Source organism: Fusobacterium sp. IOR10 (assembly GCF_010367435.1).
In the GTDB taxonomy this organism is placed as follows: domain Bacteria; phylum Fusobacteriota; class Fusobacteriia; order Fusobacteriales; family Fusobacteriaceae; genus Fusobacterium_B.
On record NZ_WJWY01000036.1, the window covers coordinates 1 to 14,040 of the forward strand.

Sequence of the window (14,040 nt, forward strand, 5' to 3'; positions counted from 1 at the left end):
CTAAAGATTTTACTGTTTCTCCTTTCAACCTTCTTTCATAAATTTCTATTTTTTGTTTATTTGTTAATTTGGACATAAGAAATGCACCCTCCATCTTATTTGTCTAAGATTTTGGGTGCACTACATTCCTACGCTCTTTTTTTTTATTGAACAAATTTTAATTATTTACTTTTTTTTTACAATATGGTATCTTTATACTTAAGGATATAGTATCTTACTATATTATAATGGGTAAAAATTGAATATTTAGGAGGCAAAATGTATTTAGACATTATCTTTAAAGTCGTAGGGGGATTAGGGATTTTCCTTTACGGTATGGACAATATGTCTGGTGGAATGCAAAAACTAGCTGGTAAGAAATTAAAAAAAATACTTGCAGCTCTGACCACTAACAGATTTATTGCTATTTTTATGGGATTTTTTGTAACCATGCTTGTCCAGTCTTCTTCTGTTAGTACAGTTATGACAATTGGTTTTGTTAATGCGTCTTTACTAACATTAGAACAAGGTTTAGGAGTTATTCTAGGAGCTAATATTGGTACTACAGTAACTGGATGGTTATTGGTTCTACATCTTGGTAAATTTGGGTTACCTATAGCTGGGATTGCAGCTATTATCTTTGTTTTTGTAAAAAAGGATCGTTCAAAAACAAAAGCCCTTACTTTAATGGGATTTGGACTTATATTTTTAGGATTAGAACTAATGAGTACTGGTTTAGAGCCAATTAGATCAATGCCTGAATTTTTAAATTTATTTAAACTATTTGTAGCTGATTCTTATTTTGGAGCTTTTAAAGCTGCCCTTGTGGGAGCATGTATTACCGCTCTTGTACAATCTTCTTCTGCTACTTTAGGTATTACAATCACACTTGCACTACAAGGATTAATTGATTATCCAACAGCTGTGGCTCTTGTTTTAGGTGGAAATGTAGGTACCACAATAACTGCTTTTCTAGCAACTTTAAATGCTAGTACCAATGCTAAACGAGCTGCATATGCTCATAGTATAATTAATATTTTTGGAGTATGTTGGGTTATTTCAATATTTCCATACTATTTAAAAGTTTTAAACTTAGTCGTTGATTCAAAAGACAATATAACTATTGGTATAGCAACTGCTCATACTATGTTTAATATTTTAAATGTTCTTTTCTTCACTCCTTTTATTGGACCTTTATCTAGGTTACTCAAGATTTTAGTAAAAGATAATGGTAAAATGGATAATAAAGTCACCAAATTAGATGCTCTTATGGTTGCTACTCCAGGAGTTGTTGTTGGGCAAACAAAAATAGAAATATTGACAATGGGTCAATATATTAAAGAAATGTTATTCACTTTAGAAGAAATCTATGCTAAACAAAAAGAAATGTCTGAGAAGAAGATAGAAAGATTACAACATGTGGAAGATAGCTTGGATTTATATCAAAAAGAAATTACTGATGTTAATTTCATGATATTGAATAAAGATTTAAGTAATAATTTAATTGAAGAAACTAGAAAAAATTTAGAAATTTGTGATGAATATGAAACTATTAGTGATTATTGTCTTAGAATTGCTAAAGCATTAAAAAAAATACAAGATAACGATATTGAACTTACAGAAGTTGAAAGAAATATTTTATTTAAATTAAATGAAAGTACTGAATTATTATTTAGGGAAGTGAATATTTCCTTTGAAGAAAAAGACAGAGAGAGATTCCTAAAAGCAATTATAAAGGCAGACAAAATAACTTCTGACTTTAAAAGAGCTAGAGCATATCATTTAAAAAACGCATCACAAGCTGGTGTTCCAGTTATGCTAAGCACTGGATATATGGATATATTAAACTACTATAGAAGAATAAGAGATCATTTATTTAATATAATTGAAGTTTTTTCAAGACTACAATAAAAAAAGAGCGGCTTACGTCGCTCTTTAAAATTAACTATCAACTTAATACGCTTAATTATTTTCCTTTAATGTATGGCCTGCAAATTTGTTTAATATTATTGCCAATGCTCCATCACCTGTTACATTACAAGCAGTACCAAAACTATCTTGAGCTAAATAAAGAGCTATCATTAGAGATAATAATTCTGGTGGGAATCCTAGCATTGTATCCAATAGTCCCAATGCTGCCATTACAGCTCCACCTGGAACTCCAGGAGCAGCTACCATTGTTACTCCTAACATTAGGATAAATCCAAAGAACATTGTAAATGAATAATTCATTCCATTTAACATCATTACAGCTAAAGAACAACTTGTTAATGTTATTGTTGATCCAGATAAATGAATAGTGGCAAATAGTGGTACTGCAAATTCTGCAACTCCATCATTTACTCCATTATTTTTAGTTGATTGTAATGTTACTGGAATAGTTGCTGCTGATGATTGAGTTCCTATTGCAGTAAAATATGCAGGTATCATTTTCTTTATTAAAGAAACAGGATTTTTCCCACTCAATGTTCCTGCTACAATATATTGCAATAAAATAATACACCAGTGTAATAAAATTACTATACCAAATACTCTTGCAAATACACTCATTATTGTTTCAACTTGACCAGCATAAGTCATATTAGCAAAAATTCCACAAATATGAAGAGGTAAGAATGGAATAATTATAACTTTAATAATTCCTTCAACTATTGTTTGAAATTCATTCATAACATTCTTTATTACGTCACCCTTTGTGGCAGTGATTCCAATACCAATTACGAAAGCCATTAGTAAAGCTGTCATTACTCCCATCAATGGTGGCATATCAACTTTAAAGAATCCACTTACTAGGGCATGCTCTGGATTAGAGGCATCTAAATGCAAAGAACCAACTTTCAAAAAAGAAGGAAAAATTGCACTATCTACAAAAAACGCAAAGGATCCTGCTATTATTGTAGAACAATATGCTAAGATAGTTGCAACACCTAATAATTTACCAGCATTGGATCCTAACTCTCCAATACCTGGAGCAACAAATCCTATTATGATTAATGGAATTACAAAACCTAAAAAGTTTCCAAAAATACCATTAAATGTAGCTAGTAATTTAACAATAAATAATACTCTCATCTTACCTATAATTATACCGATTATTATACCGATTATTAATTTAGGTAATAAACCAATTTTTTTCATGAAATCTCCCCCCTATAAATTAATATTAATTAACAGTTGATTGTTAATAGTTAAACGTTATTATCAGATAAAGTGTACAAAAAAAATACTTTTAATGCACATATCTATACACTAATATATACACCATATTATAATAAAATGCAAGTTATTTTAACCATTTTTTTGGAGGTCATATGATAAAAGGAAATATTGCTGGAATAAAAGACTATATTTTAAATGAATTAGAAGAAATATTGAAAGAAAAAATTGAAAAAGAATTCTTTCTTAAAAAGGAGCTTATTTTTAAAATTTCAGAAATAAGTTCAAAAATTAACAAAGAAATTAGCATTACTGTTAACAGAAATGGTAAAATTATAGACACTAATATTGGAGATAATAGTAGTGCTTCTATACCTAATCTCTCTATTAAAGAAAAAAAACTTAGTGGTTATAGACTAATCCATACACATCCAAATGGTGTGTCTAAACTTTCTGATGTTGACCTATCTGCTCTTATTGAACTTCGATTGGACTCAATTATTGCTATTGGAATAGACAAAGCTGGAAATATCACTGGAATCAACTTTGCTTTTTGTAAAATGAAAGATAATGTTCTTTCCTATGAAGAGTTTACAGCTAAGGATATCACTGTTGTTGAGGAATTTAATTATTTAGCCAAAATACAAGAAATTGAAAAAGAAATGAAAGATAGAGTAAATGATGAAGATGATAAAGAATATGCTATCTTAGTTGGTAGAGAAAGCATGGAAAGTCTTTTGGAGCTAAAAGAATTGGGAAATGCCTGTGAAATCCAAACTGTTGACATATTATTACAGAAGGGAAAAACAATTGACAAAAGATTTTATATAGGGCAAGGTAAAGTTTCTGAATTATCTAAATTAAAACAAATAAGATCAGCTAACCTAATTATTTTTGATGAGGAACTTTCAGGTATTCAAATCAAAAATTTAGAAGAGGTCACAAATTGTAAAGTTATAGATAGAACATATTTAATTTTAGAAATTTTTGCAAGAAGAGCTAAATCCAAAGAAGCTAAAATACAAATTAAATTAGCTAAATTAAAATATGCAAGTGCCAGATTAATTGGTCTTGGAACTTCTTTGTCTAGAATTGGAGGAGGACTTGGAAACAGAGGAGCTGGAGAAACAAAGTTAGAACTAGATAGAAGAAATATTAAAGATAAAATATCTGCTCTAAAAAAAGAACTTGTAAAAATTAAAAATACTAGAACAACTCAAAGGGAAAAGAGAGAAAACTCTGGAATAGGCAAAATTTCCCTTGTTGGTTATACTAATGTTGGAAAATCTACTCTTAGAAATTTAATTGTAAAAGAATATTGTGATGAAAATACAGCTAAAACAGAAAATGTTCTTGCTAAAAACATGTTATTTGCTACTTTAGATACAACTATAAGGGTCATAAGACTAAATTCAAATAGAGAAGTTGCTTTTATTGATACTGTTGGTTTCATTAGAAAATTACCTCACGATTTAATAGAGGCTTTTAAATCAACTCTTGAAGAAGTTATTTTCTCAGATGTTTTAATACATGTTGTAGATGTTTCAAGTGGAAATTTATATCAAGAAATTTCAGTTGTTGAAAATGTTTTAAAAGAACTTGAAGCTAATGATAAACCAACTATATTAGCTTTAAATAAAACTGATTTAATCACAGAGGAAAGACTTTCAGAAATAAAAGAAAATCTTAAAAAATACACAGTTATTGAAATCAGTGCTAAGGATAATATTAATATTAACACTTTATTGGACCATGCTAATAGTTTGCTTCCAGATAAAACTAAAGAAGTTGAATATTTAATTCCTTATAGCAGTACTTCTGTATCTTCATATTTACATAGTAATTCTTCTATTTTAAAGGAAGAATTTTTGGCTGATGGAATTAAAATAATAGCCCTTGTTGATGAAAAAGTATATAATAAATGTGAAAAATTTATTGTTTTATCTTGATTTTGAACAGAAAATATGATAGAATCGTAAAAATGTAAAAAAAATGGAGGTAAAAATGAATAGATATTTATTTGAAGATTTTAAAATATTTTTTTTGAATTTCATTTCTACCTTTTTTAATTATTTTAATATTATTAATATTACTAAAGAATAAAAATTACTAATTTTGTAATTTTTATTCTTTTTTTTTAGGAGGATATTTATGAGCAGTATTATCTCTATTAAGAATTTTACTAAAAATGAAATTCTAGAAATATTAAATAAAGCAAATAGTCTAAAAAATTTCCCACAACAAAACCTTATTGAAAATAAGATAGTTGCAACACTTTTCTTTGAACCATCAACTAGAACAAGGCTTTCTTTCACTTCTGCTAGTTTTAAAATAGGAGGAAAGGTTCTTGGATTTGATAGCCCTGATGCAACTTCTTTGAAAAAAGGAGAAAGTCTAAGGGACACAATAAAAGTTATAGAAGGCTATTCAGATGTGATCATCATGAGACACCTTAGAGATGGGGCTGCTAAATTTGCTAAGGATATTTCAACTGTACCAATTATTAACGCTGGAGATGGTTCTAATGAGCATCCTAGTCAAACTCTTCTAGATTTATATACTATTAAAGATAAACTTAAAAATATCGATAACCTTACCACTGCATTTGTTGGAGATTTAAAATATGGACGAACAGTCCATTCTTTAACAGAGGCACTTTCAAAATTCTCAGGACAAAAATTTTATTTTATAGCTCCTGATGAAATTCAAATACCAAGTGAAATTCGAAAAATATTAGATTCAAAAAATATACCCTATGAACTACTTTCTGATTATAAAGCAATACTAAAAGAAGTAGACGTTCTATATATGACAAGAATTCAAAGGGAAAGATTTGAAAATCCAGATTTATATGAAAGGGTAAAAAATTCATTTGAAATTTCAAAAAATATTATTCTAGGAAATTGTAAAGAAAGCATGATAATTCTTCATCCTTTGCCTAGGGTAAATGAAATTAATATTGATTTAGATGACACAAAACACGCTGTATATTTTGAACAAGCTAAAAATGGAGTTCAAATAAGAGAAGCTATGATTGGAATTGCTTTAGGTAAAATTAACATCCATTCTTCAAAGAAAATAAATGATGATACTGTAATAAATAATGATGTTAGTCTTTGTCCAAATAAAAATTGTATTACAAATTTTGAAAAAACAGATAACAAAGTAGTTATTAAAAATAATGAACAATTCTGTTACTATTGTGGAAAAAAAATTAATTAATATATGGAGGGAAATACATGTTCTTAGAAGATTGTATGGTTTTAGAAAACATTAAAATTTCAGATTCTTATTACCTATTAAAATTAAAAAGTGAAAAATCCATAGCTTTAGCTAAACCTGGCCAATTTTATATGCTTCAATGCAAGAATAAATCTACTTTATTAAGAAGGCCCATTAGTCTTCACTACATATCAAAAGATGAAAATATTATTGAATTCTATTATGAAGTTAAGGGAGAGGGAACTAAAGAATTTAAAAATATAAAATCAGGGGAAATCATTAATTTACAAGGCCCTCTTGGAAATGGATTTGACATTCAAGTGGAAAAAGAAAACATTGTTGTTATTGGTGGAGGAATGGGCATGGCTCCTATGAAATTCTTAATTGATATCATTTCTAAAAAAAATAATGTTACTTTTATTTCTGGAGGTAGAAATAAAGAAAGTATGAGAATTCTAGAAAATTTTAATCTTGAAACTGTAAAAACAATTATTACAACAGATGATGGTTCTCTTGGAATAAAGGGAAATGTAACTGTCCCTCTACTTTCTCTTTTGAAAGAAACAAAAATTGATAAAATATACGCTTGTGGACCATCTATAATGATGAAACATATTATGACTATAGCTGATAGTAAAAATATTGACTGTGAAGTTTCCCTTGAAGAAAGGATGGCTTGTGGAGTTGGAGCTTGTGTAGGATGCTCTATTCTTACAAAGAGTGGCATGAAAAAAGTATGTAAAGATGGTCCTGTATTTAATAGCAAAATTATTATTAATGAATAATTAAGGGGGTTTAAATTGAACAAATTAAATGTAAATTTTTTAGGTATTGAGTTTAATAATCCTATTTTAACTTCTTCTGGTTGTTTTGGATTTGGATTAGAATATAAGGATTATTTTGATCCAAATGAATTAGGGGGGATTGTACTTAAAGGTTTAACTTTAGAACCTAGAACTGGAAATTTAGGAACTAGAATAGCTGAAACTCCCAGTGGAATGTTAAACTGTGTTGGTCTTGAAAATCCTGGAATTGATGTTCTTGAAAATGAAATTATTCCAAATTTAATGAAACAAAATATTAATACAAAAATAATTGTAAATATAAATGGAAGTACTCTTGAACAATATGTTGAAATTGCTAAAAGGGTTAATAAAATAAAAGAAATTCATATGGTAGAGTTAAACATATCTTGTCCCAATGTTAAAGATGGTGGAATGGCTTTTGGAGCAAATCCTGAAGTTGCAGGAAAAATTACTAAAGAAGTCAAAAAAGTTTTAGATAAACCTTTAATTGTTAAACTTTCTCCAAATGTTACAAATATAGTTGAAATCGCTAAAATTGTAGAAGAAAATGGAGCAGATGCTATTTCAATGATAAATACATTGCTTGGGATGAAAATAGATATTAAAAAAGGGACTCCAATCTTGGGAAACACTTTTGGAGGATTATCTGGACCTGCTGTTAGACCAGTTGCTGTAAGAATGGTTTATCAAGTTGCACAAAACATTAGTATTCCAATAGTTGGAATGGGTGGAATCAATTCTTGGGAAGACGCTGTGGAATTTATAATGGCTGGAGCAACTATGGTCTCAATTGGAACAGGAATTTTCCCAAATCCACTTTTGCCCCTTGAAATAAAAGAAGGATTAAATAGTTATTGTATTGAAAACAATTTAAATAATTTACAAGATATAAAAGGAATAGCCTTTAAAAAATAATTTCACTAAATATGGAGGACTAATTATGAATGGAAAAGATAGATTAATAATAGCTTTAGATTTCCCAAAAATGGAAGATGCTGTTAAGCTGGTAGAAAAATTAGAAAATGAAGCTACTTTTTATAAAGTTGGACTGGAGTTATTCTTAAATTCCAATGGAGAAATAATTAAGTATTTAAAAGATAATAATAAAAAAATATTTTTAGATTTAAAATTTCATGATATTCCAAATACCACTTCTATGGCAGCTATTTTTGCTGCTAAAAAGGATGTTTTTATGTTTAATGTTCATGCTACTGGTGGTAAAAAAATGATGACCAAAGTTGTTGAGGAAGTTAGAAAAATAAACAACTCTTCCCTTCTTATTGCTGTAACTATTCTAACTAGTTTCTCTGAAGAAGAAATAAAAGAAACCTTTAAAACAAAAGCTAGCATACAAGAGCTTGCTATGAATTTAGCTACTTTATCTAAGGAATCTGGAATGAATGGAATTGTTTGTTCCCCTTGGGAAGCTAATTTAATAAAAGAAAACTTAGGAGATGATTTTAAAACTGTCTGTCCTGGAGTAAGACCTCTTTGGGCAGCTACCAATGATCAGCAAAGAATTATGACTCCAAAAAACGCTATTATAAACGGTTGTGATTTCCTAGTGGTAGGAAGACCAATTACTAAAAATGAAGATCCTAAAAAAGCAGTAAAATTAATTATAAAGGAAATTGAAGAAGGACTAATTTTAAAAATCAATTAAAAGAGGTGACAAAATGTTAATTAAAAATGCTTTAATTTTTATAAACAATAAAGCAGTTCCAAAAGATATTTTAATTGAAAATGAGAAAATAACTAAAATTCAAGATGAAATTTCTGCAGAATTTAATAAAGATAATTTGATTATTTATGCCAATGGAAAATATGCCCTTCCTGGAATAATTGATCCTCACACTCATATGAGAGATCCAGGACTTACTTACAAGGAAGACTTTATAACTGGAAGTATGGCCTGTGCCAAGGGTGGAATAACTACATTTTTAGACATGCCAAACACTATTCCAAATGTTACAACTAAAGAAGAACTTCTAAAGAAAAAAGAAAATTCTAAAAATAGAAGTTTTGTAGATTATGGGTTTTATTTTGGAGGCAGTAAATTAGATAATAGTAACGAAGTAAAAAAAACTATTCATATTTCAGTGGCAACTAAAATTTTTATGAATGTTTCCACAGGAAATATGCTTGTTGAAGACGATAAAGTGTTACAAAATATATTTGAAAATTCTAAATTAGTAGCTGTACATGCAGAAGGTAAAATGGTAAAAAAAGCCATTGAAATATCTGAGAAAACCAATACATCCCTTTATCTATGCCATCTTTCAACTGAGGAAGAAATAGAATATTTAAGAGATGCTAAAGCAAAAAAATTAAAAGTTTATGGAGAAGTTACCCCTCATCATTTATTTTTAAACAAGGATAATTTAAAAGATAATCCTCTTTTGGTTATGAAACCTCAGTTAAAAACAAAGGCTGATAATAACGCTCTTTGGAAGGCTATAAATGAAGGAATTATAGATACTATAGGAACTGACCATGCTCCTCACACATTGGAGGAAAAAAAGAAAAATTTAATTTATGGGATCCCTGGGGTGGAAAATTCATTGGAATTAATGCTACAAGCTGTAAAAGAAAAAAAGTTAGATATTGAAACTTTAAAAAGACTTATGAGTGAAAACCCTAGTAAAATATTTAACCTAAAAGGAAAAGGAAGTTTAAAAATAGGTTATGACGCTGATATTGTACTTGTTAACTTAAATGTTAATGAAAAAATAGATAGTACTAATATAATATCAAAATGTAATTGGACCCCTTATAAAGGTTTTAATAAAGGTGGTAATATTATTACTACAATTGTGAGAGGAAACGTTGTATTTAATAATGGAAAATTTAATGAATTTAAAATAGGAAAGGAAGTGATTTAATATGAGTAGAGCAAAAGATGTTGCTAATTCTTTATTGTCTGTGGGAGCTGTTAAATTAAATGTAAAGGAGCCATTTACCTTTGTCTCTGGAATAAAAAGTCCAATTTATTGTGACAACAGAAAAATGATTGGTTATCCTGAAGAAAGAAATATTGTTGTAGATGGTTTTATTGATATTTTGAAAAATAAAAGTTTTGATATAATTGCAGGAACTGCAACTGCTGGAATTCCTTGGGCTGGATTTATTGCTGAAAGATTAAATGTTCCAATGGCATATATTCGTTCTGCTAAAAAAGATCACGGAGCTGGACAACAAATTGAGGGAGCTGATTTTCAAGGGAAAAAAGTAATAGTTATTGAAGATTTAATTTCCACTGGTGGAAGTTCAATTAAAGCTGTGCAAGCTTCTAGAGAAGCTGGAGCAAAAGAAGTTGAAGTAGTTGCTATATTTTCATATGAATTTCCAAAAGCTATTGAAAACTTTAAAGAAGCAAATGTAGAACTTGAAAACATTTCTAATTTCACAACTCTTATAGAACTTGCTGCTGAAAAAAAATATCTTAATGTGGAAGAAAAAGAAATAGCATTAAAATGGAATAAATCTCCAAATACTTGGGGAAAATAACTACTAATAAAAAAAGAAAATGAAAGGGGCAACCTTCATTTTCTTTTTTTATTTATAAGTATAAGATTAAGGAAATTAGACGGTCAATCTCTGGAATTCAATTCCGTCTTGTATGGATTAATTTTATCAATAATATTGTATTTTGTAAAATATTATTATATAATATACCTATAAGAAAAACTTATAAGGAGAATAAAAATGACACTTAAAGAAATAGAATATGTAATTGCAATTGCTAAATATGAAAGTTTTTCCAAAGCTGCTGATGCAATTTTTATAAGTCAATCTGCCTTAAGTCAGTCTATTACAAAGCTTGAAAAAGAACTTGGACTTCAACTTTTTAGAAGAAATAATAAAAATATATCTTTAACATTTGCTGGAGAAATGTTTTTAAAAAAGGGTGAAGAAATTTTATCCCTTACAAATAAATTTAACAATGAACTTAATACCTTAGCCTCTTGCAAAAAAAAAATTATTCGACTTGGTATTCATCAATCCTATGGAAAATACTTTCTTCCTAAACTAATACCATTTTATAAAAAAATGCTTCCAAATGTGCAAATAAAAATAATTGAGGATTATTCAGCTAACTTAGAAAAATTATTATTAGAAAATAAATTAGATATTGTTATTTCTACTTTTCAGGAAAAAAAATCTACTCTTTCCTATAAAAAATTTTTCGAAGAAAATATACTATTAGCCATTGCTAAGAATAATCATCTTAATCGAGACTTTGGTGAAAATCAAGGTATTAAAGAAATTGATTTAACTAATTTCAAAAATGAAAGTTTTATTCTATTAATAAAAGAGTTTAAATCTAGAAAAATTATTGATAATATTTGTAAAAGTTTAAATTTTACTCCAAATTGCATTTTAGAATCTAAGGATTTTGATACAATAAATTCTTTGGTAGCTCAAAATATGGGAGTTGGTTTTGTTCCTAGTTCCATTAATAAAGATAGAAACTCCAACTATTATAAAATTAAAAATGTTGACAGTAATAGAACTTTTTATATTGTTTACAAAAAGAAAATTATTCACAGACCTTATATTGTAGCTGAGTTTATAAAATTAGCAGAAAATGCCATGATTAATCATTAAATAATAAAAAAAAGCGAAAATAAATTATTTTCGCTTTTTTCATTATTTATTTAATTATTTAGAATGATAATCCACCAGAAATAGGAATTGTTACTCCTGAAATATATGAAGATTCATCACTTGCTAAAAATAAAACTGTATTTGCAACATCTTCTTTAGTTCCCATTCTTTTCAAAGGAACTCCACTTAAAATATTTTCCACAGCTTTTTCTGATAATTTTTCTGTCATTGGACTTTGGATAAATCCTGGTGCAACACAGTTAACTCTAATTTGAGCTCCCTTTCTAGCTAACTCTTTTTTCCAAGTTTGTGTCATACCAATTACACCTGCTTTAGTTGCAGCATAATTTGTTTGTCCTATATTTCCATATATTCCCACAACTGATGATAATGTAATTATTGATCCTTTTTTATGTTTAGTCATTACTGGTGCAACTGCTTGAGTCACATTAAAAACACCCTTTAAATTAATATCTATTACAGAATCCCATTGAGATTCTTTCATTCTTACAAAAGGTCCATCTTGAGTTATTCCTGCATTATTAACTAGAATATCAATAGTTCCATATTCTTCAACTACTTCTTTAACTAAAGTTTTTATACCCTCTCTATCTGTTACATTTAATATTTTTCCAACTATGTTTTCTTGTTCGTATTCACATGGATTAATATCACAGGCAATTACAACTTTAGCTCCTTCTGATGCAAATCTTTCAACTATTGCTCTACCTATTCCCATTGCTCCACCTGTTACTAAAGCAATCTTACCTTCTATTCTATTCATGACTACCTCCTGTTTTTTTCAATTACATATGTAATTATATATTTTTTTATATTTTTTGTCAATATCTATATAAAGTAGTTGACTTGATTCCATTATTAGCTTAAACTATTCAAAGACTTTATTAATAAGGAGAAACCCATATGCAAACTAATATTTTAAAATTTTACACTGTATTTTTTTTTATAAATACTATTAATAATCTCATACATCCTGTAACTCCTGCATATATTAGATTGATGAATATGCCTGATTATATGTTTGGATTGCTTTTTTCTTCAATGGCTGTTGGAAATTTATTATTATCCCCTTTTTGGGGAAATGTTAGTGACCGAATTGGAAGAATTCCTATAATTAGAATATGTATAACTGGTTATGCTGTAGGTCAATTGGGATTTTCTATTTTCAGTATACCACAGATAATTCTTCTTTGCAGATTTTTAAGTGGCCTTTTTTCAGGAGGGTTTCAAGTAATTGCACTGGCCTATATTGCTGATATAACTTTTAAAGATAATAAAGCAAAAGTTTTATCCACTTATGCTGCTATTGCAACTATAGCAAGATCCTTTGGATTTTTTGTTGGTGGTCTTATAGGAACTTTGAATATTTATTACGCCTTTGCACTGCAAATAATTTTATTATTTACAGAGGCTGTTTTTTTCAAAAAACTATTACCTGAAAGTTTGAAAGAAGAAAATAAAAACAAACAAAAATTAAATATTTTAGAAAGCCTTAAAATTTTTAATTTAAAAAAGGGAAAAAGTATTTTAACTTTTCCAATTATAATATTTTTTATAGGAGTTATGTTCAGTGAATTCTCAAGAGTTGGATTTAATAATAGTTTTAATTTTCATATAAAAGCTGGATTAAATTTACCTCCTTCTTATAATGGAACAATTATGGGAATCATTGGAATTTTAAGTCTTCTTGTTAATTTGATAATTAATCCATATCTCATTAAAAAATTTAATTTAAGAAAAACTTTACCAACTGTTTTAATTGCCAATTCTTTAATTGGATTTTCACTTATAATATTTAATGAAAATATTACTTTATTTTTTCTAATAAGTATTTTATTTTATATGTGTAACGCTATTTATATTCCTATTCAACAATCTTTATATACTGAAGGTTACTATAAAAATTATGGGCTACTTTCAGGATATTTTAATGCATCTAAAGCTATTGGAATGATTCTTGGTGGACTTATATCTGCCTTTGCATATAGTTATTTTACAATGTTACCTTTTATTTTAGTTAGTTTCTCATTTTTAATAGCTGGAATTTTATATAGTGTTAATAGGAAACAATTTAGTTTAAATCCTTAATTTATAAAAAAGCACCTTTAAATAACTTTAAAGGGGTCTATAATATTTGGTGTTGGTATTTGTAAAAATACTAATGCCTTTATTTTTTGCAAAAAAAAATTGAGACAAATAAAAAAATCCGTTACAATTAAGTTGCGACACCAAAAGAAAGGATGTGATT

12 protein-coding genes are annotated in these 14,040 nt (G+C 28.0%); 10 read left to right on the top strand and 2 right to left on the bottom strand.

Annotation, left to right across the window (positions count from 1 at the left end; all coding sequences use genetic code 11):
- Positions 1-258: 258 nt before the first annotated feature.
- Positions 259-1,890, top strand: a complete 1,632-nt coding sequence (locus tag GIL12_RS08825; RefSeq protein WP_163470116.1) for a Na/Pi cotransporter family protein — start codon at positions 259-261, stop codon at positions 1,888-1,890.
- A 51-nt stretch (positions 1,891-1,941) separates the two neighbouring features.
- On the opposite strand, the gene GIL12_RS08830 is transcribed toward GIL12_RS08825, so the two are convergent.
- Entirely contained in the window at positions 1,942-3,117 is a 1,176-nt protein-coding gene (locus GIL12_RS08830) for a dicarboxylate/amino acid:cation symporter (protein ID WP_163470117.1), read from the bottom strand.
- A 173-nt stretch (positions 3,118-3,290) separates the two neighbouring features.
- On the opposite strand from GIL12_RS08830, the gene hflX reads away from it, so the two are divergent.
- The 8 genes from hflX to GIL12_RS08870 all read left to right on the top strand — a co-directional run bounded on the left by hflX (position 3,291) and on the right by GIL12_RS08870 (position 11,771).
- Positions 3,291-5,084 carry a GTPase HflX gene (gene hflX / locus GIL12_RS08835; protein ID WP_163470118.1) on the top strand — a complete coding sequence of 598 codons (1,794 nt, stop codon included), beginning with the start codon at positions 3,291-3,293 and terminating at the stop codon, positions 5,082-5,084.
- A gap of 202 nt (positions 5,085-5,286) precedes the next feature.
- Positions 5,287-6,357 carry an aspartate carbamoyltransferase gene (pyrB, locus tag GIL12_RS08840; RefSeq protein WP_163470119.1) on the top strand — a complete coding sequence of 357 codons (1,071 nt, stop codon included), beginning with the start codon at positions 5,287-5,289 and terminating at the stop codon, positions 6,355-6,357.
- A gap of 17 nt (positions 6,358-6,374) precedes the next feature.
- Positions 6,375-7,142 carry a dihydroorotate dehydrogenase electron transfer subunit gene (locus GIL12_RS08845; RefSeq protein WP_163470120.1) on the top strand — a complete coding sequence of 256 codons (768 nt, stop codon included), beginning with the start codon at positions 6,375-6,377 and terminating at the stop codon, positions 7,140-7,142.
- Between the two features lie 15 nt (positions 7,143-7,157).
- Positions 7,158-8,078 (top strand): dihydroorotate dehydrogenase, encoded by a 921-nt coding sequence (locus tag GIL12_RS08850; RefSeq protein WP_163470121.1) that lies wholly within the window; start codon positions 7,158-7,160, stop codon positions 8,076-8,078.
- Between the two features lie 25 nt (positions 8,079-8,103).
- Complete coding sequence (gene pyrF / locus GIL12_RS08855; protein WP_163470122.1) at positions 8,104-8,826, top strand: orotidine-5'-phosphate decarboxylase; 723 nt, start codon at positions 8,104-8,106, stop codon at positions 8,824-8,826.
- A 13-nt stretch (positions 8,827-8,839) separates the two neighbouring features.
- Positions 8,840-10,045, top strand: a complete 1,206-nt coding sequence (locus GIL12_RS08860; protein ID WP_163470123.1) for a dihydroorotase family protein — start codon at positions 8,840-8,842, stop codon at positions 10,043-10,045.
- Position 10,046: 1 nt separating this feature from the next.
- On the top strand, positions 10,047-10,670 hold the full coding sequence (gene pyrE / locus GIL12_RS08865) for an orotate phosphoribosyltransferase (RefSeq protein ID WP_163470124.1): 624 nt from the start codon (positions 10,047-10,049) through the stop codon (positions 10,668-10,670).
- Between the two features lie 198 nt (positions 10,671-10,868).
- Positions 10,869-11,771: a LysR family transcriptional regulator gene (locus GIL12_RS08870; RefSeq protein ID WP_163470125.1), complete on the top strand. Its 903-nt coding sequence runs from the start codon at positions 10,869-10,871 to the stop codon at positions 11,769-11,771.
- Positions 11,772-11,829: 58 nt separating this feature from the next.
- On the opposite strand, the gene fabG is transcribed toward GIL12_RS08870, so the two are convergent.
- Positions 11,830-12,555, bottom strand: a complete 726-nt coding sequence (gene fabG / locus GIL12_RS08875; protein ID WP_163470126.1) for a 3-oxoacyl-[acyl-carrier-protein] reductase — start codon at positions 12,553-12,555, stop codon at positions 11,830-11,832.
- 140 nt (positions 12,556-12,695) lie between these two features.
- Between fabG and GIL12_RS08880 the strand changes: the two genes are divergently transcribed.
- Positions 12,696-13,880: an MFS transporter gene (locus GIL12_RS08880; RefSeq protein ID WP_163470127.1), complete on the top strand. Its 1,185-nt coding sequence runs from the start codon at positions 12,696-12,698 to the stop codon at positions 13,878-13,880.
- Positions 13,881-14,040: the final 160 nt, after the last annotated feature.